Below are 24,366 nucleotides of genomic sequence, written 5' to 3' on the forward strand. Positions count from 1 at the left end.
GCGCTTCGACGCACTTAGGCCCGACGACGTGACGGCGGACCTGTCGGTGCCGCCTTTCCGCCGCATCGACCAAGGCGAATGCGCCATGCGGGCGATGTCACCGGCCCTGCCTCCCCTGTCCGGCCCTCTGGCACGGGCTTGCTGGCGAACGAACGCTCAGCTCCATGGAAAACGCACGGGCGGCTGGCTTTTCTGCCGGCAATGCAGTTACGAACCGGCCCGGTTATGCTAAGAAAAGCCGCGCGTCCCGCTGAGCGAGCCCGCAACCAGAATGCCAAGCAGGAGTGAATCGTCCATGCAGCTGTCCCCTCTGCGCCCCGGATCGGGCGTTCTTGCCGCCGCTTTCCTGGCGCTGACGTGCCTGCCAGCGCAGGCCTTCGATACCAGTGCCCGCGCGGCTTATATCGTTGATATCACGACCGAAACCGTATTGCTGGCGAAACAGGCCGATGAACCGATCCCGCCGGCGTCAATGTCGAAACTGATGACGCTCTACGTCGCGTTCGAGGCAATCCGCGATGGCCGCCTGCGCATGGACGAGGAGCTGCCGGTCTCGCAACACGCGATGGACTACGGCGGCTCGACGATGTTCCTCGACACCACCGATCACGTAAAAGTGCAGGATTTGCTTCAGGGCATCATCGTGCTGTCGGGCAACGACGCCTGCGCCGTGATCGCCGAGGCCCTGTCGCCCGACGGCACCGAGGCCGGGTTCGCCCGTTTCATGACCAAGCGCGCGCAGGAACTGGGCATGACCAGCTCGACCTTCGCCAATTCCAATGGCTGGCCCGATCCGATGCAACGCATGTCGGTGCGCGACCTGGCGCTGCTGGCGACCCACATCATCAATGACTTTCCCGACTTCTACCCACTGTTTTCCGAAACTGAATATGCCTTTGACGGGCGCGCGCCGCAGAACGTGCACAACCGCAATCCCCTGCTGGGGCTGGGGATCGGTGCGGACGGCCTGAAAACCGGCCACACCAGCGAAGCAGGCTACGGCCTGGTCGGCAGCGCGAAACAGGACGGGCGCCGGATCGTCTTCGTCGTCTCGGGCCTCGATTCCGTTCAGGCGCGGGCCGAGGAAAGCCGCTCCATCGTCAACTGGGCCTTTCGCCAGTTCAAGGAAAGCACCGTGATTCCGCAGGGCGAGGTGATCACCCGCGCCGCCGTATTCCAGGGCGACCAGCCAGATGTCGGGTTGACCGTTGCCAAGGACCTCGTGACGCTGGTGCCGTTCCTGTCGTCGCAGGGCATCCCCTCCGAAGTGGTCTATGACAGCCCCCTCGCCGCGCCGATCGCGCGCGGGCAGGAGGTAGGGCACCTGCTGATGAAACCCGAAGGCCTGCCGGAGATGCGCGTGCCCCTCGTTGCCGCCGAGGCGGTTTCCTACGGCGGGTTCATGGCCAAGGTGCAAAGCGCCGCGCGCTATCTGATGCGCCGCATGAACGAAGGCCCAACGGATACCGCCGCGCCAGAGACCGCCCCCGAGGCGACCTCCTGAGCATGACCGGAGGAGTGTTCCTGTCGTTCGAGGGTATCGACGGCTCTGGCAAATCCACCCAGGCACGCACGCTGGCAAATGCCCTGCGCGGGCTTGGCCGTGACGTCGTGCTGACGCGTGAGCCGGGCGGCTCACCGGGGGCCGAGGAAATTCGCGCCCTGGTGCTTCAGGGCGATCCTGACCGCTGGTCGGCCGAGACCGAGATCCTGCTGTTCACCGCGGCACGCCGCGACCACCTCGAACGCACGATCCAGCCCGCGCTGGAACGCGGCGCGGTGGTGATCTGCGACCGCTTTGCCGACAGCACGCGCGTCTACCAGGGCCTGTCACGCGGCGATCTGCGCGACACCGTCGACCAATTGCACACGCTGATGATCGGACGCGAGCCGGACATCACGATCCTGATCGACATGGACCCCGAAATCGGGCTGTCGCGGGCCCTGTCACGCCGGGGAGCCGAGGAACGCTTCGAAGACTTCGGCGCCGATCTTCAACGGGCAATGCGCAAGGGGTTCCTCGCGCTGGCCGCCGGCGCGCCTGATCGTTTTCGCGTCATTGACGGCACCGGCACCACGGACGAGGTGTTTTCCCGGCTGCAAGCGGACCTTCCCGAACTCTTCACCACCGGGCCGACGGCAGCATGAGCGACGACGCCCTTCCGGAACCCGACCGCGTCGACGGTGCGCCGCATCCGCGCGACACCCCCCGTCTGATCGGCCAGGACGCCGCCCAACAAGAGTTTCTCGAGGCCTTCAACTCCGAACGCCTTCACCACGGCTGGATGATCACCGGCCCGCGCGGCTCGGGCAAGGCGACGCTGGCATGGTCCATCGCGCGTTTTCTGCTTGCCACGCCGCTACCCGAGACCGGCGGCATGTTCGGCGACAGCGCCCCTGTCCATGCCGACACCCTCGCCATTGCGCCGGATCACCCGGTGGTGCGACGCATGGCGGCCGGCTCTGAACAGGGCCTGTTCGTGCTGCGGCGCGGCTACAACGACAAGACCAAGCGTCTGAAGGATCAGATCACGGTCGACGAGGCGCGCAAACTCAAGGGGTTCTTCTCGCTCTCCTCCGCCGACGGCGGCCGCCGCGTCGTCATCGTCGATGCCGCGGATGAGCTGAACACCTCTGCCGCAAATGCCCTGCTCAAGCTGCTCGAAGAACCCCCGGCGCGCACCACGCTGTTGCTGGTCACGCACCAGCCCTCGGGGCTGCTGCCGACGATCCGGTCGCGCTGCCGGGTGCTGCGGCTGAAACCCCTGGAACCGGACCAGATGCAGCAGGCACTGGATCAGGCCGGGGTGCAGGTCGAGGCGCCCGATCGACTTGCCGCCCTTGCCGAGGGCTCGGTCGGGGCGGCGGTACGCCTGGCAAACCTGAACGGCCTTGCCCTCTATGCTGAATGGATCGGCATCCTCGGCTCGCTGCCGCGTCTCGACCGCACGCGCGCGCAGGCCCTGGCCGAAGCCGCCGCGATGCGCGGTGCCGAGGAACGCCGCGCGCTGATGGTTGCCCTGCTCGATCAGGCGCTTGGCCGTCTGGCAAAAACCGGCGCCACGGGCCAGCCCCCCGCCCCCCAAGCCGCCCGAGACGAGGCCGAGGTGCTGATGCGCCTGGCCCCCGGCCCCGACGCTGCGCGACTTTGGGCAGCACAGGCACAAGAGATCGGCGCGCGTCTGCGTCATGGGCTGGCGGTCAACCTTGACCCTGCCGCACTCATCCTAGATACGGTTTTCAGGCTACAAAAGGCCGCTGCCGGAGGCTAGGCACCACAGGTAAGGTGCTGTCCGGCAAGAAATGCCAAGCAGGACCGACATGACCCATACCCCGCAGATCACCGACAGCCATTGCCACCTCGACTTTCCCGATTTCGACGGTGAGCTGGACCAGGTGATCGCGCGCGCGACCGAGGCGGGCGTGTCCCGGATGGTTTCCATCTGCACCAAGGTCGAGGGCGAGGCCAAGGTCCGCGCCATCGCCGAGGCGCACGCCCCCGTCTTCTATGCCGCTGCCACGCATCCGATGTCGGTGGGCAAGGGGGCGATGTTCACCTTCGACATGCTGGTTGCGCTGGCACAGCACCCTAAATTCGTCGGCATCGGGGAAACCGGGCTGGACTACCACTATACTGCGGAAACCGCCGTGGCCCAGCAGGACAGCCTGCGCATTCATTGTGCCGCGGCCCATGCCACCGGCCTGCCGCTGATCATCCATTCGCGCGACGCCGACGACGACATGGCCCGCATCCTGGCCGAGGAACATGCAAACGGTGCCTTCGATTGCGTCATGCACTGTTTTTCGTCCTCCGCCGAACTGGCCCGCGCGGCCCTCGACCTCGGCTTTTACCTGTCGATGTCGGGCATTGCGGCCTTCCCCCGCTCAAAAGACCTGCGCGACATCTTCGCCGCCGCCCCCATCGATCGTATCCTGGTGGAAACCGACAGCCCCTACCTCGCGCCGCCGCCGCACCGCGGCAAACGCAACGAACCCGCCTTCACCGCCCATACCGCCCGCGTCGGGGCCGAGGTGTTCGGCCTCGACTACGCCGATTTCGCCGCCCGCACGCAGGAAAACTTCGACCGCCTCTTCGCCAAGGCGGCACAGTGGCAGGAGGCCGCATGATGGGCACGCTGCGCTTCACGATCCTGGGCTGCGGCTCCTCCGGCGGTGTGCCGCGCCTTGGTGGACACTGGGGCGATTGCGACCCGGCCAATCCAAAGAACATGCGCCGCCGCTGCTCGATCCTGATCGAACAGGAACGCGACGGCGGAACAACGCGCGTGCTGGTCGACACCTCGCCCGACATGCGCGCCCAGCTGATCGACGCCGGCATCGGCGAGCTTGACGCCGTCGCCTTCACGCATTCCCACGCCGACCACGTCCACGGCATCGACGACCTGCGCCAGATCGTGTTCAACACGCGCAAGCGTCTGCCCGTCTGGGCCGACGGCGACACGCAAGAGGCGCTGTTTTCCCGCTTTGGCTATGCCTTCGTGCAACCCGAAGGCTCGCCCTATCCGCCGATCCTCGAAATGAAGACGATCACCAGCGCCTTCACCATCGACGGCGCGGGCGGCTCGATCACCCTGCTGCCCTTCCGCGTCAATCACGGTTCGATCGACGCGCTCGGCTTCCGGGTGCGCGATCTCGCCTACCTGCCCGACGTGGCCGAGATGAGCCATGAGGCATGGGAGGCCTGCTCGGGTCTGGACTGCTGGATCCTCGACACCCTGCGGCGCACCCCGCACCCGACGCATTCGCACCTTGAACAATCGCTCGCCTGGATCGAACGTGCCGCGCCCGAACGCGCCGTGCTGACCAACATGCACATCGATCTCGACTACGATACGCTCGAGGCGGAAACCCCGGCGCATATCACCCCGGCCTTCGACGGGATGCAGATCACCTATGCCATCTGATCCGCGTCGCGGCCGTCGCGGATGAGCGCGCTTTTCAACATCGTCCTGCCGGTCTTCCTGATCATCGGCGCCGGCTACGTCACCACCCGGATGCGCCTGCTCGGGATGTCGGCGGTCGAAGGCGTGCTGTCCTTCACCCAGAACTTCGCCTTTCCCTGCCTGCTGTTTCGCGCCATCAGCACCTTCGACATCGGCGAACAGTTTCACGCGCCCCTGCTGCTCAGCTTCTATGCCGCCGCAACGATCTGTTTCGTGCTGGGGCTGGTGGGCGCGCGCCTGCTGGGGCGCGACGCGCAGGACAGCGTGGTCATCGGCTTTTGTTGCCTGTTCTCCAACTCGATGATGCTGGGCGTGCCGATCACCGAACGCGCCTTCGGACCCGGGGCCCTTGGCGCCAACTTCGCCATCATTTCGGTTCATGCGCCCTATTGCTATGTCATCGGCATCGTGGCGATGGAATACGTGCGCGCCGGTGGCACCGGTCTGCCGGTGTTTGCGCTGATCCGGCGGATCGTCCGGCAAATCCTGTCCAATCCGCTGGTCATCGCGCTGATCCTTGGCTTTGTCGTCAACCTGACCCACCTGGCCATTCCCGGCCCGGTGATCGAAGCGCTGGACATGATCGCCCGCGCCGCCCTGCCAAGCGCGCTGTTCGCCGTCGGCGGCGTGCTGGTGCAATACAAGCTTGAGGGCGACTGGCGCCTGATCGGCATGATCTGCCTGATCACCCTGCTTGTGCACCCCGCGCTGACATGGGTCTTCGGCAGCCTCGGCGGGCTTGATCGTGACGCCTTCCGCTCTGCGGTCCTGACCGCCTCGGTCGCGCCGGGCATCAATACCTACGTGTTCGCCAACCTCTATGACCGTGGCAAACGCTCTGCCGCCTCCTCTCTGCTGATCGCGACGGGGGTGTGCCTGTTCACCGTGTGGTTCTGGCTCAGCGTCCTGCCCTAGCTGTCCTTTGCCCGGGCGCCGCGCGACCAGGTATCGACAAGTCTAGGCAACGCCTTGCGCGATCGGGGCCTGGGGCGTAGGCCTGAAGCAGTTGCACAGCTCATGACTGCGCCGTCACGGGAACCGCGATATGCAGACCGGCCTTGCCTGCCGCCCCGCCGCCCCCTTGCCCCGTCGCGCCAGTCGGGCCAACCGCCGATGAGGCGCGCCGCCCCCCCTGCCGCCACTTCGGACCGGGACAGCGTCACGGGCACCGCGCACGCCCCCGGCCTGCCCAACGTCCCGCCCGCCGAAACCTCCCCCTCCGCGCAACCCTCCCCGGCACCAGCCCCCCCCCGGACACGGCCCTTGCGGCCAGGATCGACACGGCCCGCACACAGTTCAGCGTCGGACAGATATCGGCCTGCTGGCAGGGGATCGCCCCCCTGCTTCAGCCGTCATACCTTGCGGCCCTGCCACGCCCCCGGCGCGAGGCGTTGCAATACCTGCAACTGGGCTGCGCCCTGTTCCAGCAGGGCGATCTGGCCGCCGCACGCCACCTCAACGCGACCCTGCCGGTCACGCTCTGGACGCCGATGCGCTATCGGTTGTCGCTGCGTCTGCGCGACCCCGCCACGGCACGCCGCCTGCGCAAGGCTCCTGGCAATGGCCCGCGCGAACTGGCCGATTTTCGCACCTCTGCCGGACTCCATGCGCTTTGGGCGCACCGCTATGCCCAGGGTTTTCCGCTCTATGCCCATCGTCACGCCGCGATCAACTTTCCCCGCGTGCTGCCCGCGAACGTCACCCATGTGCCCCTGCCCGCAGACCCCGGTGACGATGCCGACATGATCGTCCTGGAACAGGGCCTCGGCGACGTGCTGTTCCACCTCGCGCACATCAAGGCCCAGGGGACACACCAGCGCGCAATCTTTACCGGCATGGCCAAGTATGGCCCCCTGATCCGGCGCTATTTTCCGCAGGCGACCTTTCTGCGCGCCGACCGACTGCCCGCCACCACGCCCCTGCCCCGTGCGCATCTGGCGGCGGATTTCCTGGCCCGCACCTACGGCGCCACCCACGGCCTTTCCCCCGGCGTGACGCTGGACACACCGACCCGCCATGCCTTTGACGGGCCCGTTTTCGGCATCTGCTGGCGTGGCGGCTCGGGGCAGAACCGGCGCGAGGAACGCCATATCGCCCTGCCCTTTCTGCTGGACATGCTGCCCGAGAATGCCCGCTACCTTGCCCTGCAATTCGACATCACCCCGGCCGAACGCGCGCAACTGACCGCCGATGGGCGCTGCGCCGTGCCACTGACCGACATCACCCGCAACCCCGCCGAGACCATCGACATGATCCGCCCGCTGGCCGGCATGATCTCGGTCGACAGCGCGAACTGGCACATGGCAGGGTTTTCCGGCGTGCCCCTGCTGGCGATCATGAACCGGACCGCGCATTGGTTCTGGGGGCCGAACGCCGATGCGGCCACGGTTTTCGCCAATGCGCAGACTCTGCCCAAGGCCGACCTGTCGCCACAGACGCTGCGCAACTGGATCACCGCCCGCACACACGACTGGCAGCGGCGCGTCCCGGCCCCCCTGCCGGCGCCCAACCTGCATCAGCCCGCATCGCTCCGGCCACTGTTCGTCTGCGGCCTGCCGCGCGCACGGACCTCCATGGTCATGCGCGTGCTGGCCGCACAGGGCCTCTGGCTGGGGCACACCATCCCCGGCAACCCCGACAACCCCCAGGGCTTCTACGAAAACCGCGACCTGCGAGAGACGCACCTAAAGGGCATCCTGAGCGACCTTGGTGCCGATCCGCGCGGCGTCGCCCCGCTGCCACGCACCTCTGCGCTGCCGCCCTGCCCCGATCTCGCCCGCCGCATTGCCGCCACCCTGCGCGACCAGGGCCATGACGGCACGCAGCCCTGGGGGTTCAAGGATCCCAAGCTCACCCTGCTCTGGCCACTGTTCGCCCGCGCCTATCCCCATGCCACCTGGCTGATCGTGCGGCGGCCGCGCAAAGATGTGCTGCGTTCTCTCGCCCGGGCCCACTTCATGCAGCGGCATCCGGCCACCACCGAATTCTGGCAACCGTTCTGCGCCGCCTATGACGGGCGCCTGCACGATCTCGTCCATTCCGGTGCGCAGGTCCTTCAGGCCGACAGTGACGCCATCGCGAACGGCGATTTCCGCGACCTGGAGGCCGTCTGCGCCGCCCTCGGCCTGCCGTTCGACGCCGACCTTGCCCACGATGCCCTGCGCCGCCCATGATACAGCCCGTGACGCCACCCGTGACGCTGCCAGTGGTCAATCGCATTTGCGGCGACTAGACAGGGCATGACCCCGCGCGGGTCACGCATTTTCATGGCAAGCGGAGGGCGCAATGACGCAGCTGATCCAGATCATCAATGGTCCCAACCTGAACCTGCTCGGCAAACGGCAGCCAGCGATCTACGGACATGAAACCCTTGATGACGTGGCCGCCGCCTGCACCGCGATGGCCGGCCCGCTCGGGTTGTCCTGCGCCTTTTTCCAGTCCAACCACGAAGGCGGCATCATCGACTGCATCCATGCCGCGCGTGAAACCGCCGCCGGGATCGTCATCAACCCCGGCGCCTACACGCATACATCGGTCGCGATCCTGGATGCGCTGAACGCGTTCGAAGGGCTGGTGTTCGAGGTGCATATCTCCAACGTGCACAAACGCGAAAGCTTTCGCCACCATTCCTATGTCTCGTTGCGCGCCGATGGCGTGATCGCGGGCTTCGGCACCGAAGGCTATACCCTTGCCCTGCGTCGCCTCGGCACGCTGCTGGCGAAATAACCCCAACGCCGGCCCGCCGGCCCCGGGGACGCGCCATCAGGTAAAGTTGCGAAAGACACGCGTGGTTGAAAACATCGACTCCAGCTCTTGCAGGCGGCCCTGCGTGTCGTCCCAGCGTTTGGCCTGCACCTCGGCGATCAGGGCCTCGACCACGGCCATGATCGCGATGGTGCTGTCCCAGTTCGACGGCGCCTCGACCTGAAGGTTGAACACGTTTTCCGCCACCTGGGCGATCGGCGACCCCCATTGATCGGTGAACAGCACGATGGTCGCGCCCCGTTCATGCGCCAGCTCGGCCAGCTTTTGCAGATCCTTTTCGTAGCGGCGGATGTCGAACACGATCAGGACCGACCGTTCGTTCATGTCCAGCAGGTAGTGCGGCCAGACGTTCGGCGTCTGGCTCAGCAGCGTGACATTGGCGCGGATGATCTGGATGTGGTTGTGAAAATAGCTCGCGTTCGACCGGGTGATCCGACCGCCCACGAAATAGGCAGGCCGGGCCGTGTCGGCCAGCAGGTCGGCCACACGATCAAAGACAACCGGGTCCAGCCGGTCCAGCGATCCGTTCAGATTGCGGATCACCGCTTCGGTGAAACGATGCAGCACGTGCCCCGTGCCCTCGCCCGCCGCCGCCCGGGCATCCCGCTTCAGCGATGGCGCCTTGATACGGTCCGCCACCTCGCCGCGCAGCGCCGTCTGCAATTCGGGGAACCCCTCGAACCCCAGCTTGCGGGCCATGCGTATAACGGTCGGGGTCGATACGGCGGCCAGTTCGGCCAGCTTGGTGACGGACTGCATTCCCGCCATCGGATAGTCCTTCAGGATCACCTCTCCGACACGCTTTTCGCTGGCCGTCAGGCGTGTCGTGGCGGCATGTATCAGCGCCTTGACCTGGTCTGCGCCTGCATCTGCCACGATCTGCACTCCCTTTGTAAGAATGACTACAAAATATTCTCTGGCTGTAGTCATGTCTACAAAAATGCGTTGACTTCACACCCGCCGCCGTTCTCTTCTGCGGCCATGACAGCCAGTGACTCACATATTCTCGCCCCCGGCGAACAGCCCGCTGTTGCGGTGGCGAACCCTGGTGGCACCGGCCCCGTGGTGCTGGTGTGCGAACATGCCAGCGCGGCGATCCCGGCATCGCTCGGCGGTCTGGGCCTGTCGCAGGCCGACCGGCTCAGCCACGCGGTCTGGGATCCCGGCGCGCTGGATCTGGCCACGGCCATGTCGGAACGGCTGCATGCGCCTCTGGTGGCCGGGCGTGTGTCCCGCCTCGTCTACGACTGCAACCGCCCCCCCGACGTGCCCAGCGCCATGCCGGTGCGCAGCGAAACGATCGACGTTCCGGGCAATGCCGCGCTGACCCCTGCCCAGCGCGCCGCCCGTACCGATGCGATCTACCGCCCCTTCCAGGCCGCGCTCTCTGCCGTGCTGGAACGCCACGGCGGTGCGGTGGTCACGGTGCATTCGTTTACGCCCCTCTGGCACGGCACCCGGCGCGATACCGAAATCGGCCTGCTGCACGACAGCGATGCCCGCCTCGCAACCGCAATGATGACAAACTGGAGCGGCCCTTTGAAAGCCGAGCTGAACGCCCCCTATTCCGCCACCGACGGCGTCACGCATACGCTGGCCGAACATGCCATCCCGCGCGGCCGCCTGAACGTGATGATCGAGGTCCGCAACGACCTGCTGACCGATGCCGCCGCCGTGGCCGAGGTTGCCGAACAGCTCTGTGGTGCCCTCAGCCGCTCGCTGGCGCAACTGGCCACCCGCTGCACCGGCAAACAGCTGACGACAGGTGGCGCGGCATGAAGGTTCTGCGCGGCTACATCCGCTTTGTCGATCTGTTCAACTATGGCCTTGGGCGGCTGGTGATGTTCGGCCTGTTCGGGCTGATGGGCATCCTGCTCTGGTCCACCGTCTCCAAGGTCTTCTATTCCCCGGCCATGTGGACACTGGAAACCGCGCAATTCGTCATGGTCGCCTATTACATCCTCGGCGGGCCGTATTCGATCCAGCTCGGCAGCAACGTCCGCATGGACCTGTTCTATGCCGAGCTTTCGGACCACCGGAAGGCCTGCCTCGACGCGCTGACGGTGTTCTGCCTGATCTTCTACCTCGCGGTGCTGATCTGGGGCGGCCTCGCCTCGCTGGCTTATTCGCTCGGCAATTTCATGGGCTCGCCCTTTGCCTTTTTCGGCAGGCTGATCGGCGCGTTCTTCACCGGCGGCCCCGACGCGGCCTCCGAGGTGCTGGGCTATATCGAGGTCTCGTCTTCCTCGTGGCGGCCCGTCATGTGGCCGATCAAGCTGATCACCTGCATCGGGCTGTTTCTGATGCTGTTGCAGGTACTGTCGGAATTCTTCAAGGATATCCTGCGCATTCGCGGGGAAGCGGTCTGATATGTCTTATGAACTGATCGCCCTGCTTATGTTCAGCTCGATGATGCTGATGCTGCTGACCGGCCAGCGCGTCTTTGGCGCCATCGGTTTTGTCGCGGTCGTCGCGGCCCTCTGCCTCTGGGGCGACAAGGGCGGATACGACCTCGGCTACGGCGCGCTGATGAAGCTGATGAAATGGTACCCCATGCTGACGCTGCCCATGTTCGTCTTCATGGGCTACGTCCTGTCCGAGAGCAAGATTGCCGACGACCTCTACCGCATGTTCCACGTCTGGATGGGCGGCATTCGCGGCGGCCTCGCCATCGGCACCATCGGGTTGATGGTGCTGGTCTCGGCGATGAACGGTCTGTCGGTGGCGGGCATGGCCATCGGCTCAACCATCGCGCTGCCCGAACTGCTGAAACGCGGCTACGACAAGAAGATGGTCACCGGCGTCATTCAGGCCGGATCCTCCCTCGGCATCCTCGTGCCGCCCTCCGTCGTTCTGGTGCTTTATGCCATGATCGCGCGCCAGCCGGTCGGCCAGCTCTGGCTGGCGGGCATCGGGCCGGGCTTTCTCATGGCGGGGATGTTCATCCTCTACATCGTCATCCGCTGCGCCCTGAACCCCGCGCTCGGCCCCGCCCTCAGCGCCGAGGATCGCGACATTCCCATGGCCGAGAAACTGCGCCTGCTGTGGGCCGGCACCCTGCCGCTGGGTATCTTTCTGGTGATGATGGTGCCCTTCGTCATGGGCTATACCTCGCTGGTCGAAGCTTCGGCCATCGGCGCCCTCGCCGCCTTCACCGCCGCCCTGCTGAAAGGCCGGATGAGCTGGCGCGTGTTCGAAACCGCCACCCGCCAGACCCTCGCCATTTCCTGCATGTTCATGTGGATCATCCTGGCCGCCCTGGCGTTCGGTGCGGTGTTCGACGGCCTCGGCGCGGTCAAGGCAATCGAAAACCTCTTCACCGAAAAGCTCGGCCTGTCACCATGGATGATCCTCATCCTCATGCAGCTCAGTTTTCTCGTCATGGGCAGCTTTCTCGATGACACGGCAATGCTGGTCATCGTCGCCCCGCTCTACGTGCCGCTGGTCGGTGCGCTCGGCTTCGACCTGGTGTGGTACGGGGTGCTCTATACGATCACCTGCCAGATCGCCTACATGACCCCGCCCTTCGGCTACAACCTGTTCCTGATGCGCGCCATGGCGCCGCCGGAAATCACCCTGCGCGACATCTATGGCTCGATCTTTCCCTTCGTCGCCGTGATGATCCTGGCCCTGATCGTCGTCATGGTGTTTCCCGGCATCGCCACATGGCTGCCAGACACGGTCTACGCGAAATAACCAAGAGAACCCTGTCGCAAGCAGGGCAACGACAACCGCAACATGGGAGTTACCTCAATGACCACCAAACCAACCAACAGACGGTCCTTTCTGAAGGGGGCCGCGATGGCCGCCCCCGCTGCCCTCGCCGCCCCCGGCATCGCCCGCGCACAAGAGGCGATCAAATGGCGGTTCCAGACCTACGCCGGCTCCGCCCTGGGGCAGGAAGTCACCAAACCCGCCATCGACGCGATCAACGCCGCGGCGCAGGGCGAACTGGAAATCGAACTGTACTATGCCGACCAGATCGTCCCCACCGGCGAGTTGTTTCAGGCCCTGCAACGCGGCACCCTCGATGGCGTGCACTCGGACGACGACTCGATGGCCTCGCCCACCCCGGTGCGCAACTTCGGCGGGTACTTCCCGCTCGCGACCAAGCATTCGCTCGACGTGCCGGTGCTGTTCAACCAGTACGGCCTGGCCGAGATCTGGGAAGAGGAATACGCCAAGGTCGGCGTCAAATGGCTGTCTGCCGCGGGCCAGGACCCCTGCAACTTCAACACCGTCAACCCGATCAACTCGCTGGCCGACATGGACGGGCTGAAGCTGTACACCTTCCCGACCGCAGGCCGCTTCCTGTCGCAGTTCGGCGTCGTTCCGGTGAACATTCCTTATGAGGACGCGCAGGTCGCCGTGCAGACCGGCGAACTTGACGGCATGGCATGGTCCGGCATCACCGAAGACTACACCGTCGGCTGGGCGGATGTGACCAACCACTTCCTGACCAACAACATCTCCGGTGCATGGATCGGGTCGTTCTTCGTCAACCAGCAACGCTGGGCCGACCTGCCCGAGCATCTGAAAACCATCGTCTCCTCCGCGATCGAGGCCAGCCACACCTACCGCAACCAGTGGTACTGGGGCGGCGAGGCACGCCTGCGCGCGCAGGGCGACAAGCTGGCGCTGACCACGATCCCGGCAGACGAATGGAAGACCGTCGAAGACGCCGCCGTCAAGTTCTGGGACGAGATGGCAGAAGAAGGCGAAACCGCGGCCAAGATCGTGCAGATCTTCCGCGATTACAACGACGTCGTATCCAAGGCTGGCCCGCCCTACACCTTCTGATAGGCTCGCCGCGAAACACCTGTACGGGGCGGCCACTCGGTCGCCCCCTTATGCTGAAAGGCCCCTATGCTGAAAGGCAGGAAGAAAGACGCCATGGCACAACTGACATTTGACGCTTTGAAACAACAGGTCGCGGACGGCACCGTCGATACGGTTCTGGCCTGCATCGTCGACATGCAGGGCCGCCTGATGGGCAAACGCTTCAATGCCGCCCACTTCGTCGACAGCGCCTGGGAAGAAAGCCATTGCTGCAACTACCTGCTGGCCACCGACCTGGAAATGTACACGGTCGAGGGCTATAAATCGACCTCCTGGCAAGCGGGCTATGGCGATTACATCATGCGTCCCGACCTCTCGACCCTGCGCCCCGTGCCCTGGATCGACGGGACCGCGATGGTGCTCTGCGATGTGCTGGACCACCACCATCACGCGCCGGTGCCGCATTCGCCGCGCGCCATGCTCAAAGGCCAGATCGCCCGCCTCACCGACATGGGTCTGACCCCGATGATGGCGACCGAGCTTGAGTTTTTCCTGTTCGAGAAATCCTTTGATGAAATCCGCAAATCCGGCTTCACCGCCCTCGACACCCTTGCCCCCTATAACGAAGATTACTCGATCCAGATGACCCTGCGGGACGAGGTCGTGATGCGCCCGGTGCGCAATGCCCTCTACGCCGCCGGCATCCCGATCGAGAATTCCAAGGGCGAGGCCGAGGCCGGTCAGGAAGAGCTGAACATCAAATACGCCGAGGCGCTGGCCTGCGCCGATTACCACACCATCGCCAAGCTCGCGATCAAGGACATCGCGCTGATGAAGGGACACGCCGCGTCGTTCCTGCCGAAATGGCACCGCGACCGCGTCGGCAGCTCCTCGCATGTGCACCAGTCCATGTGGGCCGATGGCAAGAACGCCTTTTACGACGCCTCCGACGACCTCGGCATGTCCGCGATGATGAAAAGCTACTGCGCCGGCCTGATCAAGTATGCGCCCGATTACACCTACTTCCTCGCGCCCAACATCAACTCGTACAAACGCTTTCAGGCAGGCAGCTTTGCCCCCACCAAATCCGTCTGGTCGGTCGACAACCGCACTGCCGGGTTCCGCCTCTGCGGTGCGAATTCCAAGTCCGTGCGCATGGAATGCCGCATCGGCGGCTCGGACCTGAACCCCTACCTCGCCATGGCCGTGCAGATCGCCGCCGGCATCAAGGGGATCGAGGACGGCCTCACCCTTGACGCGCCGATCACCGGCGACATCTACGAACAGGGCACGATGCCCGAAGTGCCCTCCACCCTGCGCGCGGCCCGTGACACCCTGACCAACTCCACCTTCCTGCGCGACACCTTCGGCGATGACGTGGTCGACCACTACACCCGCGCCGCCGACTGGGAACAGGAAGCCTACGACGCAGTCGTCACCGACTGGGAACTGCAACGCGGATTCGAAAGAGCCTGAGAATGCCCAAAACCGTTAAACTCATCTCGCCCATCGACGGCTCCACCTATCTTGAGCGCGAGGTCATGGACCCCGCCGCCGCAGGCATGGCCGTCGACAATGCCCGCGCCGCGCAATTCGACTGGGCCGCGCGCCCGATGGCCGACCGCATCGCGATGGTGCGCGCCGCCATCGCCCATATCGGCGGCGAAACCGACCGCATGACCACCGAGCTGGCGCACCAGATGGGCCGCCCCATCCGCTATGGCGGCGAATTCGGCGGTTTCAACGAACGCGCCAGCTACATGGCCGACATCGCGGAAACCACCCTCGCCCCCATGGTGATCGAGGAGAGCGCCGCCTTTACCCGCAAGATCACCCGCGAGGCGCACGGTGTCGTGCTGGTCGTCGCGCCCTGGAACTATCCCTACATGACGGCGATCAACACCATCGCCCCGGCGCTGATCGCGGGCAATGCCGTGGTGCTGAAACACGCCTCCCAGACCCTCAAGGTCGGCGAACACCTGGCCGAGGCGTTCGAGGCCGCGGGCCTGCCCGCCGATGTCTTCCAGAACCTCGTGCTGGATCATGACACCACGTCCAACCTGATCGCCGCCCGCGCCTTCGATTTCGTCAACTTCACCGGCTCCGTTGCCGGGGGCCGCGCGATGGAGCAGGCCGCCGCGGGCACCTTCACCCCCGTCGCCACCGAACTGGGCGGCAAGGATCCGGGCTATGTGCGCGCCGACGCCGATCTGGATGCCGCCGTCGACGGGCTGATGGACGGCGCGATGTTCAACGCCGGGCAGTGCTGCTGCGGCATCGAACGGATCTATGTGCACGAAAGCCTCTATGACGCCTTCGTCGAAAAGGCCGTCGCATGGGTCTCGGCCCAGAAACTCGGGGATCCGCTCGATCCCGAAACCACGATCGGCCCGATGGCCAACGTGCGCTTTGCGGGCACCGTGCGGGCCCAGATCCAATGGGCTATCGCCCAGGGCGCAACCGCCCATATCGAGGAGATGGAGGGCGACGATGGCGGTGCCTACCTGACGCCGCAGATCCTGACCGGCGTCAATCACGAGATGGAAGTGATGACCGAGGAAAGCTTTGGCCCCGTCGTCGGCATCATGCCCGTGTCGGATGACGATCAGGCCATCGCCCTGATGAACGATTGCAAGTATGGCCTGACGGCCGCCGTCTTTACCCGCGACGCCGCCGCGATGGATTACATCGCCCCGCAGCTGGAAACCGGCACCGTCTTCATGAACCGCTGCGACTACCTCGACCCGGCGCTGTGCTGGACGGGCTGCAAGGACACCGGGCATGGCGCGGGCCTCTCGGCGCTCGGCTTCCTCGCCCTGACGCGGCCCAAGTCGCACCACTACCGCAAATCCTGAGAGAATATCCCATGAGCCTGACCGCAAACTGGTCCTACCCCACCGCGATCCGCTTTGGTGCCGGTCGCATCGCCGAAATCGCTGCCGCCTGCGGCGCGGCCAATATCCGCAAACCGCTGCTGGTCACCGACCGCGGGCTGGCCGACATGGCGATCACCCAATCCACCCTCGACCTGATGGTCGCGGGGGGCCTGGGCCGCGCCATGTTCAGCGGCGTCGACGCCAACCCGACGGAAAAGAACCTGGCCGAAGGCCTGCGCGTCTACCACGAGGGCGGCCATGACGGTGTCATCGCCTTCGGCGGCGGCTCCGGCCTCGACCTGGCCAAGATGATCGCCTTCATGTCCGGCCAGACCCGCCCCGTCTGGGAATATGAGGATATCGGCGATTGGTGGACCCGCGCCGACCCCGACGGCATCGCCCCCATCGTGGCCGTGCCGACAACCGCAGGCACCGGTTCCGAAGTGGGCCGCGCCAGCGTGATCACCAATTCCGAAACCCACGTGAAAAAGATCATCTTCCACCCGAAGGTGCTGCCGACGGTCGTCATCTGCGACCCCGAGCTGACCGTGGGGATGCCGAAATTCATCACCGCAGGCACCGGCCTCGATGCCTTCGCCCATTGCGTCGAGGCGTTCAGCAGCCCCCACTACCACCCGATGTCCCAAGGCATCGCGCTTGAGGGGATGCGCCTGGTCATCGACAACCTGCCCCGCGCCTACAACACCCCCGACGACATCGACGCGCGCGCGCAGATGATGTCGGCCGCCATGATGGGCGCGACGGCGTTTCAAAAGGGCCTCGGCGCGATCCATGCGCTGTCTCACCCCATCGGGGCGGTTTACAACACCCACCACGGCACCACCAACGCCGTGTTCATGCCCGCCGTGCTGAAACTGAATGCCGACGCGATCCGCGCCCGCTTCGACCTCGCCACGCCCTATCTGGGGATCGAGGGCGGCTTTGACGGTTTCTGTGCCTTCGTGCAGGACTTCAACGATCAGCTCGGCATCCCGCGCAAGCTCTCGGCGCTCGGCGTTGCGGACGACCGTGTCGACGACATCGTCGCCATGGCGCTCGAGGATCCCTCCTGCGGCGGCAACCCGGTGACGCTGACGGCCGAAAACCTCAGGCCCGTCCTGCTCGACGCACTCTGAGGCACCGGGCGGCACGGCGTCGCCCGCACCTCCCGCTTTGGCCGCTCTGTCTTGGCCCAAACGCCCCGCCCGCCGCGACCAGCACCGACCAGGTCCGCGGCGGGCCTTTGACTGCCCGCGACCCTCCGCTAGATTAAAGGCAAGTACACGCTGTGGCCCCGCCGACAGATGGCCCCCAGCGAAGGAGGTTCCCATGCGGCTTGTCCCTGTCCTGTTCTGCGTCCTTGCCCTGCTGGGCCTGAATGCCTGTTCGATGGTGACCACCAGCGTTGCGGCAAATTCCGCCATCCCTGCCGACATCACGCCCCGCACGGTCTATATCACCCCCGGCGATGGTGCCGATGCGGCCTCGCTCGGCTGGCAGACCAATGCCCGCACATTGGCCGGGGTGTTGCTGGCGCATGGCTTTGCCACCGTGCCGCGCCGCGCCGATGCCCGCCTGATCGCCAGTTTCGCCTATTCCGTCGATGACGGGCGGCAGGTGACCAGCGAATACCGGGTGCCAGAACGTGACATCATCGGTTATCGCACCGTCCCCGCGCGCCGGCCCGGCCCTGACGGTACAACCGGAACACGGCGGGTACCGGTCTTTGGCGTCGTCGGCTACGAAATGCGCACCAAGGTCGAAACCGTGTTCACCCGCCGCGTCACGCTCGACATGACCGACGCCCGCACCGGGCGGCAGGTGTTCGAGGCGCGCGGCATCAGCCGGGGCCCCTGCGCCGCCTTCACCACCGAGGCCGACGCGATCTTCGGTGCCCTGCTCAAGGATTTCCCGCAGGCGCGCACCGGCAATATCACGATCAAATCCGAAAACGGCTGCACCAGGCTCTGAGCGCCCCGCCCCCCCCCCAAAGCGCTGCTCGCCAAGGTAGTCTCGCTCCCGGTCAAACCAGCGCCCAGTCGAACCAGCGCCCAGTCAAACCAGCCCCCGGTCGAACCAGCGCCCGTTCTCATCGCCCCCGGTCCGACCTATACCCTCCGAGAACAGCAAAAAAGCGCCCGACCCTCTCCAGGGCAGGCGCTTTGCGCATCTTGTATCGCTGGCAGGTGGCTCAGCCTTTCGGCGTGGCCTCCATCGCATCCAGGCGGGCCTTCAGCGCCGCATTCTCTTCGCGGGCTTTCTGCGCCATCAGGCGCACGGCATCGAATTCTTCCCGCGTGACGAAATCGCGGTCGGCCAACCAGCGGTCGATGCGCGATTTGAAGGCCGTTTCGGCCTCGTCCTTGGCGCCCTGGGCCACACCCATGGCGTTCGTCATCAGCTGGGACATGTCGTCGAAGAACTTTGAACGGGTCTGCATCGGCTCTCTCACACGCAAGTGTTACGGTTGCTTCCTATATGGGCCGGGTCGGCCGCCGGCTCAACCCCTCGGCCGTTTTGCGCCGAAACCGCCGCCCCGCTCCCGCCACACGCGCCCCACAGCCGCCCCGCAACCGCACATCACACAAGGCCCGACGCCCCCGCTTGACTTTGCGCCGCCCCCGCAGGCAGATACCCCCGATGAAAGCCGCAATCCCCTTCCCCGACATCTCGCCCGAGATCTTCACGCTGTCGCTCGGCGGGTTCTCGTTCTCGCTGCGCTGGTACGCCCTGGCCTACCTTGTGGGGATCGTGCTGGGCTGGCTGCTGGCGCGCGCCGCCATCGACCGTGCCCGCCTCTGGCCCGCCAATGCCGCGCCGATGACCCGCACCCAGCTGGACGATTTCCTGACCTGGCTGATCGTCGGTGTCATCCTCGGCGGGCGGCTGGGCTTCGTGCTGTTCTACCAGCCCGAGTACTACTTCGCCCACCCGGCCGAGATCCCGATGATCTGGCAGGGCGGCATGGCCTTTCACGGCGGGCTGATCGGCGTCGCCATCGCCATCACCCTCTTTTGCTACCGCCAGTCGATCCCGCTGCTGCCCGCCTTCGACATGCTGGCGCTGGCGACGCCGCCGGGGCTGCTGCTGGGCCGCATCGCCAACTTCATCAACGCCGAGCTGTGGGGACGCCCCACCGACGCGCCCTGGGGCGTGATCTTTCCCGGTGAGGCCGCGCAGAGCTGTGCCACCGCCGCCGCCCCCTGCGCCCGCCACCCCTCGCAACTCTACGAGGCGGGGATGGAGGGGCTGATCCTCGGCGCGATCCTGATCACGCTGGCCTTCACCACGACCATCCTGAAACGCCCGGGCCGCCTGACCGGCATCTTCATCGCCGGCTACGGTGTGGCGCGTTTCATCGTCGAATTCTTCCGCCTTGCCGATGCGCAGTTCATCACGCCGACCAACCCGCATGGCCATGTCCTCCAGTTCAGCGAAACGGCGGGGCTGACGATGGGCCAGGTGCTGTCGCTGCCGATGGTCCTGATCGGCCTTGCCCTTGTCGCATGGTCGTGCCGCCCCCGTGCCGCCACGCCGTGACCATGCCCGACAACAGACCCGATACCAGCCCAGAAACTGGCCCAGACACTGGCCCCGATAACGGTCCCGACAACGGCCCCATCCCCCCGCTGACCCGGCACCTGCTGGACCGCATCGCACAGGACGGCCCGCTGCGCCTGTCCGATTACATGGCCGATTGCCTGCTGCACCCGCGCTATGGCTACTATACCACCCGCGATCCGCTGGGGGCGGCGGGCGACTTCACCACAGCCCCCGAAATCAGCCAGATGTTCGGTGAACTGATCGGCCTGTCGCTGGCGCAAAGCTGGCTGGATCAGGGCGCGCCCAGCCCCTTCACCCTTGCCGAACTCGGCCCCGGTCGCGGCACCCTGATGGCCGACATCCTGCGCGCCACCCGTGGCGTGCCCGGCTTTCACGCCGCCATGACCCTGCTGCTGGTCGAGGTTTCGCCCACCCTGCGCCGCGCCCAGAAAGCCACGCTCAAAGGCCAAGACGTCGCATGGCGCGACCGCCTTGGCGATATGCCCGACGCACCGCTGTTCCTTGTCGCAAACGAATTCTTCGATGCCCTGCCGATCCGGCAGTTCGTGCGCGCCGATGACATCCTGTGGCAGGAACGCCGCGTCACCGCGCAGGGCACCACGCTGACCCTCGGCCTGACCGGCGCCGCCCCCGAACCCGCCCTCGCGCATCGACTGGGCGATACCAAGCCCGGCGACATCGTCGAAACCTGCCCTGCGGCCTCGGCCATCGCCGCCCAGATCGGTGACCATATCGCGCGCCATGGCGGCGCGGCACTGATCGTGGATTATGGCGACTGGCGCAGCCAGGGCGACACGCTTCAGGCGCTGCGCAACCACGCCTATGCCGATCCCCTTGCCGATCCCGGCCAGTCCGACCTGACCGCCCATGTCGATTTCGAAGATATCGCCACCGCCGCCGCCCCGGCCTGCCACAGCCTGCTGACCCCCCAGGGGGTCTTTCTCGAACGTCTTGGCATCACGGCGCGCGCGCAGGCGCTGGCGGCGCGGCTGACCGATGACGCGCTTTCCGCACATGTCGCGGCACATCGCCGCTTGACCCACCCACAGGAAATGGGAACGCTCTTCAAGACCCTCGCGTTGTATCCCAAAGGCCACCGACCGCCGCCCGGCCTCGAACCCGCGAAACACGACTCCGCGTAACACGACTCCGCGTAACACTGACACCTCAGCAAGGATCGCATGGCACTGGAAATTCTCACCTCATCGGCACTCGCGCCCATCCGCCACGGCTTCTTCACCCGCAAGGGCGGGGCCTCCTCGGGTATCTTTTCCGGGCTGAACTGCGGCATGGAGTCCTCCGATCAGGCCGAGATCGTGTCGATCAACCGTGCCCGCGTCGCCACCGCGATGGATGTCGAACCCGGCGCGCTGACCTATGTGCACCAGGTGCATTCGGCCCGCGCCCTGCCCGCCACGGGCCCCTTCGACACCCCGCCCGAGGCCGATGGCATCGTCACCGCCACCCCCGGCGTCGCCCTGTCGATCCTGACCGCCGATTGCCAGCCGGTGCTGCTGGCCGACCCACAGGCCCAGGTCATCGGCGCGGCGCACGCCGGATGGCGCGGCGCCATCGACGGCGTGCTGGAATCCACCATCGACGCGATGGTCGACCTCGGCGCGGACCGCGCCCGCATCACCGCCGCCATCGGCCCGTCGATCAGCCAGCGCGCCTACGAGGTCGGCCCAGAATTCCTCGATGATTTCATGGTCGACGATCCCGACAACACCCGCTTTTTCGCCAATGGCGAAGGCGACAGGTATCTGTTCGACCTGCCCGCCTACGGGCTGCACCGCCTGCGCAGTGCCGGAATCGCCCAGGCGGAATGGATCGGCCATTGCACCTATTCCGACCCCGACCGGTTCTTTTCCTATCGCCGCACGACCCATGAAGGCCAGGCCGACTATGGCCGCCTGATCTCGGTCATCCGCCTGTAAGGGCGACGGCTGCGGGCGACGGCCCGTCGCGCCCCCACTCGCCATATCTGACTGTAGCCATCCCTGACTGTCGCCATCCCTGACCGACGCCGGCCCTGACCCCACCCCTGACCCGGGCCCTGGCCGCTGGATGTTCGGGCCCCGGAACGCGCTGACTCAGCGCCGCAATCCGTACCTTCCCCCGGCATTGCCCGACAGGAACGGCCCGCAAAAACGGCTGCAAAACACCGTTCACTTACCGCTCGGATACCGTTCAGATACCGACGTTCGAATTCAGCGTTTTCAATGACTTGGCGGGGTCACGCCCCGCAATACCGACAGCCGCGCGAAAATCGCCTCAGGCGTCGCGCGCCAAACGCTCTTCCAGCACCTCGAACGGCACACCCGGCTGGTCCTTGGCACAGCGGATCACCAGCGACGTCTTGACGCTCGCGACGTTCTCGGCCGAGGTCAGCTTGCCAGTCAGAAAGCTCTGAAAGGTCGACAGGTCCGGCGCCACGCACTTCAGGATGAAATCGACCTCGCCGTTCAGCATATGGCACTCGCGCACCAGCGGCCATTCCCGGCACAGCGTTTCAAAGGCGACCAGGTCGGCCTCCGCCTGGCTGACCAGCCCGACCGAAGCAAAGACCTGCACCTCGAATCCCAGCTCGCGCGAATCGACCTCGGCGTGATAGCCGCGAATGAACCCGGATTCCTCCAGCGTGCGCACCCGCCGCAGACACGGCGGCGCCGAAATCCCGACCCGCTTGGCAAGTTCGACATTGGTCATCCGCCCATCCGCCTGAAGCTCCGCAAGGATCTTCCTGTCAATTGGATCTAGTCGTGTACCAGGCATATCTGCGCTCCCCAGAATTGCGTTTCTTATAGCAGGCGCCATACCTTGCGCAATAATGTTTCACAATCACGCAACATATCATCATGCCTGCCGGGGTGAATGCGGCGATTTATTGCGCAGGGCGGCGCGCCTTGCACCTATGCCCCGGCACGATTAGATATGCAAAACTCTGATATCAGGAGAGGCTGACATGGCTGAGACGCGCAAGACCAAGGTACTGATCATCGGCTCCGGCCCCGCAGGCTACACCGCAGGCGTCTACGCCAGCCGCGCCATGCTGGACCCCATCCTCGTGCAGGGGATCGAACCCGGCGGCCAGCTGACCACCACGACCGAAGTCGAAAACTGGCCCGGCGCGACCGAGATTCAGGGCCCCGATCTGATGATCAACATGGAGGCCCACGCCAAGGCGATGGGGACCGAGATCATCGGCGACATCATCACCGATCTCGACCTCTCCACCCGCCCTTTCGTCGCCAAGGGTGATTCCGGCACCGAATACATCGCGGATGCCGTGATCCTGGCGACCGGCGCGCGCGCCAAGTGGCTGGGCCTTGAAACCGAGGACGCCTTCAAGGGCTTCGGCGTTTCGGCCTGCGCGACCTGCGATGGCTTCTTCTATCGCGGGCAGGAAATCGTGGTTATCGGCGGCGGCAATACGGCCGTCGAAGAGGCACTGTTCCTGACCAACTTCGCCTCCAAGGTCACCCTGATCCACCGCCGCGACGAACTGCGCGCCGAAAAGATCCTGCAAGACCGGTTGGAAAAGAACCCCAAGATTGAAACCCTTTGGTTTCATGAGCTTGTCGAGGTTGTTGGCGAAGACAGCCCCAGGGGCGTCACCGGAATCAAGGTGCGTGATGTGCGCAGCGGTGCCGAATCCGAGCTTTCGGCCAAGGGCGTTTTCATCGCGATCGGCCACGCGCCCGCCTCCGAACTGGTCAAGGATCAGCTTGAGTTGCACCACGGCGGCTACGTCAAGGTAAAGCCGGGTTCGACCGAAACCTCCGTGCCCGGCGTGTTTGCCGCCGGTGACCTGACCGATCACAAATATCGCCAGGCCGTGACCTCCGCCGGCATGGGCTGCATGGCCGCGCTGGACGCCGAACGCTTTCTTGCTGAAACCGGCGTCGCCGAGGATCGCGACACCACCTTGCCGCTCGGCCATGGCGCCCCGGAGAGCGAAGGCGCCGCCTGATCGGCGCCACGTCCCGTCACAAAACTGGCGCGGCCTCGCTTCCCGGCCGCGCCCCCGCGGCTAGGGTTCCTGGCCGCACCCTCGGGGCCTCGCTTCCCGCCCGCGCGACCCGTCCAGCGCAGGCCGCAATGGCGGATCAGTGCGCAATTTTCAGCTGACCCGCCATCGTTGCGACAGAATTTTCAGCCGCGTTTTGCCACCTTTTCGCAGGTCACGCGACGCGCATATCCCGATCCTGCGCATTTTCGGGCAAAATCGGCCTTATTCTTGGCCGTTTCGGGGAAAAATGACCTGACCGCTGCTGCGGCGCAGCAAGTCTGTTCCGAAATTCGTTTTCAAACCGCGAAAGCTTGAATTTTTGTTTCCATCCGGTCTAGGTCGCATCTGAGCCGCTGGCCGTCCGGGCCTCTTCGGTCATTTTAAGAACAAGGTTTAAGTGATGCCC

The 24,366-nt window shown here is 65.6% G+C and carries 23 protein-coding genes; 20 read left to right on the plus strand and 3 right to left on the minus strand.

What is annotated here, in order from left to right; all coding sequences use genetic code 11:
• Positions 1 to 295 precede the first annotated feature (295 nt).
• The 8 genes from DL237_RS10085 to aroQ all read left to right on the plus strand — a co-directional run bounded on the left by DL237_RS10085 (position 296) and on the right by aroQ (position 8,690).
• Positions 296 to 1,504, plus strand: a complete 1,209-nt coding sequence (locus DL237_RS10085; RefSeq protein ID WP_119398925.1) for a D-alanyl-D-alanine carboxypeptidase family protein — start codon at positions 296 to 298, stop codon at positions 1,502 to 1,504.
• Positions 1,505 to 1,506: 2 nt separating this feature from the next.
• Positions 1,507 to 2,148, plus strand: coding sequence for a dTMP kinase (tmk, locus tag DL237_RS10090; protein ID WP_119398926.1), 642 nt, complete (start codon positions 1,507 to 1,509; stop codon positions 2,146 to 2,148).
• Positions 2,145 to 3,272: a DNA polymerase III subunit delta' gene (locus DL237_RS10095; protein ID WP_119398927.1), complete on the plus strand. Its 1,128-nt coding sequence runs from the start codon at positions 2,145 to 2,147 to the stop codon at positions 3,270 to 3,272. The genes tmk and DL237_RS10095 overlap by 4 nt, the downstream gene beginning before the upstream one ends.
• A 49-nt stretch (positions 3,273 to 3,321) precedes the next feature.
• Complete coding sequence (locus tag DL237_RS10100) at positions 3,322 to 4,128, plus strand: TatD family hydrolase (RefSeq protein WP_119398928.1); 807 nt, start codon at positions 3,322 to 3,324, stop codon at positions 4,126 to 4,128.
• A complete protein-coding gene (locus tag DL237_RS10105) occupies positions 4,128 to 4,925 on the plus strand; it encodes an MBL fold metallo-hydrolase (RefSeq protein WP_119398929.1) in 798 nt (265 codons plus the stop codon). Before DL237_RS10100 ends, DL237_RS10105 begins: the two co-directional genes overlap by 1 nt.
• 21 nt (positions 4,926 to 4,946) lie before the next feature.
• Positions 4,947 to 5,879 carry an AEC family transporter gene (locus DL237_RS10110; protein ID WP_119398930.1) on the plus strand — a complete coding sequence of 311 codons (933 nt, stop codon included), beginning with the start codon at positions 4,947 to 4,949 and terminating at the stop codon, positions 5,877 to 5,879.
• 476 nt (positions 5,880 to 6,355) lie between these two features.
• A complete protein-coding gene (locus DL237_RS10115; RefSeq protein ID WP_233544938.1) occupies positions 6,356 to 8,137 on the plus strand; it encodes a sulfotransferase in 1,782 nt (593 codons plus the stop codon).
• Positions 8,138 to 8,249: 112 nt separating this feature from the next.
• Positions 8,250 to 8,690, plus strand: coding sequence for a type II 3-dehydroquinate dehydratase (gene aroQ / locus DL237_RS10120; protein ID WP_119398931.1), 441 nt, complete (start codon positions 8,250 to 8,252; stop codon positions 8,688 to 8,690).
• A gap of 36 nt (positions 8,691 to 8,726) precedes the next feature.
• Here aroQ and DL237_RS10125 read toward each other — a convergent pair whose 3' ends face one another.
• The gene (locus DL237_RS10125) at positions 8,727 to 9,605 is read right to left on the minus strand and encodes a MurR/RpiR family transcriptional regulator (RefSeq protein WP_233544939.1); all 879 of its coding nucleotides are present in this window, start codon (positions 9,603 to 9,605) and stop codon (positions 8,727 to 8,729) included.
• A gap of 105 nt (positions 9,606 to 9,710) precedes the next feature.
• Here DL237_RS10125 and DL237_RS10130 point away from each other — a divergent pair, with 105 nt between their 5' ends.
• From DL237_RS10130 to DL237_RS10165, 8 genes are all read left to right on the plus strand, one after another.
• A complete protein-coding gene (locus tag DL237_RS10130; RefSeq protein ID WP_119398933.1) occupies positions 9,711 to 10,508 on the plus strand; it encodes an N-formylglutamate amidohydrolase in 798 nt (265 codons plus the stop codon).
• Positions 10,505 to 11,098, plus strand: coding sequence for a TRAP transporter small permease subunit (locus DL237_RS10135; protein ID WP_119398934.1), 594 nt, complete (start codon positions 10,505 to 10,507; stop codon positions 11,096 to 11,098). Before DL237_RS10130 ends, DL237_RS10135 begins: the two co-directional genes overlap by 4 nt.
• A gap of 1 nt (position 11,099) precedes the next feature.
• Positions 11,100 to 12,425 carry a TRAP transporter large permease gene (locus DL237_RS10140; RefSeq protein ID WP_119398935.1) on the plus strand — a complete coding sequence of 442 codons (1,326 nt, stop codon included), beginning with the start codon at positions 11,100 to 11,102 and terminating at the stop codon, positions 12,423 to 12,425.
• A gap of 57 nt (positions 12,426 to 12,482) precedes the next feature.
• On the plus strand, positions 12,483 to 13,529 hold the full coding sequence (locus DL237_RS10145; RefSeq protein ID WP_119398936.1) for a TRAP transporter substrate-binding protein: 1,047 nt from the start codon (positions 12,483 to 12,485) through the stop codon (positions 13,527 to 13,529).
• A gap of 93 nt (positions 13,530 to 13,622) precedes the next feature.
• A complete protein-coding gene (locus tag DL237_RS10150; RefSeq protein ID WP_119398937.1) occupies positions 13,623 to 14,984 on the plus strand; it encodes a glutamine synthetase family protein in 1,362 nt (453 codons plus the stop codon).
• 2 nt (positions 14,985 to 14,986) lie between these two features.
• Positions 14,987 to 16,363, plus strand: coding sequence for an aldehyde dehydrogenase family protein (locus DL237_RS10155; protein WP_119398938.1), 1,377 nt, complete (start codon positions 14,987 to 14,989; stop codon positions 16,361 to 16,363).
• An 11-nt stretch (positions 16,364 to 16,374) separates the two neighbouring features.
• Complete coding sequence (locus tag DL237_RS10160) at positions 16,375 to 17,520, plus strand: iron-containing alcohol dehydrogenase (protein ID WP_119398939.1); 1,146 nt, start codon at positions 16,375 to 16,377, stop codon at positions 17,518 to 17,520.
• A 193-nt stretch (positions 17,521 to 17,713) separates the two neighbouring features.
• On the plus strand, positions 17,714 to 18,355 hold the full coding sequence (locus DL237_RS10165) for a DUF4136 domain-containing protein (protein ID WP_119398940.1): 642 nt from the start codon (positions 17,714 to 17,716) through the stop codon (positions 18,353 to 18,355).
• A 220-nt stretch (positions 18,356 to 18,575) separates the two neighbouring features.
• On the opposite strand, the gene DL237_RS10170 is transcribed toward DL237_RS10165, so the two are convergent.
• On the minus strand, positions 18,576 to 18,824 hold the full coding sequence (locus tag DL237_RS10170; RefSeq protein WP_119398941.1) for an accessory factor UbiK family protein: 249 nt from the start codon (positions 18,822 to 18,824) through the stop codon (positions 18,576 to 18,578).
• 200 nt (positions 18,825 to 19,024) lie between these two features.
• On the opposite strand from DL237_RS10170, the gene lgt reads away from it, so the two are divergent.
• From lgt to pgeF, 3 genes are all read left to right on the plus strand, one after another.
• Entirely contained in the window at positions 19,025 to 19,924 is a 900-nt protein-coding gene (gene lgt / locus DL237_RS10175) for a prolipoprotein diacylglyceryl transferase (protein ID WP_119398942.1), read from the plus strand.
• An 80-nt stretch (positions 19,925 to 20,004) separates the two neighbouring features.
• Complete coding sequence (locus tag DL237_RS10180; RefSeq protein WP_407691904.1) at positions 20,005 to 21,090, plus strand: class I SAM-dependent methyltransferase; 1,086 nt, start codon at positions 20,005 to 20,007, stop codon at positions 21,088 to 21,090.
• Between the two features lie 39 nt (positions 21,091 to 21,129).
• A complete protein-coding gene (pgeF, locus tag DL237_RS10185; protein ID WP_119398943.1) occupies positions 21,130 to 21,885 on the plus strand; it encodes a peptidoglycan editing factor PgeF in 756 nt (251 codons plus the stop codon).
• A gap of 337 nt (positions 21,886 to 22,222) precedes the next feature.
• On the opposite strand, the gene DL237_RS10190 is transcribed toward pgeF, so the two are convergent.
• Positions 22,223 to 22,723 carry an Lrp/AsnC family transcriptional regulator gene (locus DL237_RS10190; protein ID WP_119398944.1) on the minus strand — a complete coding sequence of 167 codons (501 nt, stop codon included), beginning with the start codon at positions 22,721 to 22,723 and terminating at the stop codon, positions 22,223 to 22,225.
• A gap of 190 nt (positions 22,724 to 22,913) precedes the next feature.
• On the opposite strand from DL237_RS10190, the gene trxB reads away from it, so the two are divergent.
• A complete protein-coding gene (gene trxB, locus DL237_RS10195; protein WP_119398945.1) occupies positions 22,914 to 23,921 on the plus strand; it encodes a thioredoxin-disulfide reductase in 1,008 nt (335 codons plus the stop codon).
• The last annotated feature ends 445 nt before the right edge of the window (positions 23,922 to 24,366 follow it).

It is taken from the genome of Pseudooceanicola sediminis (assembly GCF_003575965.1).
GTDB lineage: Bacteria > Pseudomonadota > Alphaproteobacteria > Rhodobacterales > Rhodobacteraceae > Pseudooceanicola > Pseudooceanicola sediminis.